The organism is Vibrio sp. St2, from assembly GCF_947311885.1.
Classification (GTDB): Bacteria; Pseudomonadota; Gammaproteobacteria; order Enterobacterales; family Vibrionaceae; genus Vibrio; species Vibrio coralliilyticus.
Genome location: NZ_CAMZNA010000026.1, coordinates 1 through 1,536 on the forward strand (window position 1 = coordinate 1; position 1,536 = coordinate 1,536).

General features: G+C 49.7%; 1 rRNA gene. It reads right to left on the bottom strand.

The annotated features are described in order from the left end of the window. Nucleotides 1-1,490: ribosomal RNA gene (locus QMA41_RS25645) — 23S ribosomal RNA — on the bottom strand; the annotation flags it as partial. Nucleotides 1,491-1,536: the final 46 nt, after the last annotated feature.

Consider the following 1,536-nt stretch of genomic DNA (forward strand, 5'->3'; position numbering starts at 1 on the left):
AGAGAGCCGGATTTACCTAACTCTCAAGCCTACGCACTTGAACCTGGACAACCGTCGCCAGGCCCACCTAGCCTTCTCCGTCCCCCCATCGCAATTGTAAGAAGTACGGGAATATTAACCCGTTTCCCATCGACTACGCCTTTCGGCCTCGCCTTAGGGGTCGACTTACCCTGCCCCGATTAACGTTGGACAGGAACCCTTGGTCTTCCGGCGAGGAGGTTTTTCACCCCCTTTATCGTTACTCATGTCAGCATTCGCACTTCTGATACCTCCAGCAAGCTTTACAACTCACCTTCAACGGCTTACAGAACGCTCCCCTACCCAATACATAAAATGCATTGCCGCAGCTTCGGTTTACAGCTTAGCCCCGTTACATCTTCCGCGCAGGCCGACTCGACTAGTGAGCTATTACGCTTTCTTTAAATGATGGCTGCTTCTAAGCCAACATCCTAGCTGTCTAAGCCTTCCCACATCGTTTCCCACTTAGCTGTAATTTGGGACCTTAGCTGGCGGTCTGGGTTGTTTCCCTCTCCACGACGGACGTTAGCACCCGCCGTGTGTCTCCCGGATAGTACTTACTGGTATTCGGAGTTTGCAAAGGGTTGGTAAGTCGGGATGACCCCCTAGCCTTAACAGTGCTCTACCCCCAGTAGTATTCGTCCGAGGCTCTACCTAAATAGATTTCGGGGAGAACCAGCTATCTCCAGGTTTGATTGGCCTTTCACCCCTAGCCACAAGTCATCCGCTAATTTTTCAACATTAGTCGGTTCGGTCCTCCAGTTGATGTTACTCAACCTTCAACCTGCCCATGGCTAGATCACCTGGTTTCGGGTCTATATCCAGCAACTCGACGCCCAGTTAAGACTCGATTTCTCTACGGCTCCCCTAGATGGTTAACCTTGCTACTGAATATAAGTCGCTGACCCATTATACAAAAGGTACGCAGTCACACCACGAAGGTGCTCCTACTGCTTGTACGTACACGGTTTCAGGTTCTATTTCACTCCCCTCACAGGGGTTCTTTTCGCCTTTCCCTCACGGTACTGGTTCACTATCGGTCAGTCAGTAGTATTTAGCCTTGGAGGATGGTCCCCCCATATTCAGACAGGATATCACGTGTCCCGCCCTACTCGATTTCACCTAAAATGCGCTGTCGGTTACGGGGCTATCACCCTGTATCGCAGAACTTTCCAGAACTTTCACCTGACGCATTAAAGGCTTAAGGGCTAGTCCAATTTCGCTCGCCGCTACTTTCGGAATCTCGGTTGATTTCTTTTCCTCGGGGTACTTAGATGTTTCAGTTCCCCCGGTTCGCCTCATTACCCTATGTATTCAGATAATGATAACTGCTTATGCAGTTGGGTTTCCCCATTCGGAAATCCCAGACTCAAATGACTTTTACTGTCTAATCTGGGCTTATCGCAAGTTAATACGTCCTTCATCGCCTCTGACTGCCAAGGCATCCACCGTGTACGCTTAGTCACTTAACCATACAACCCCAAAGGGTCTTCTGTTTAAACAACCAAAGTTGTCTGC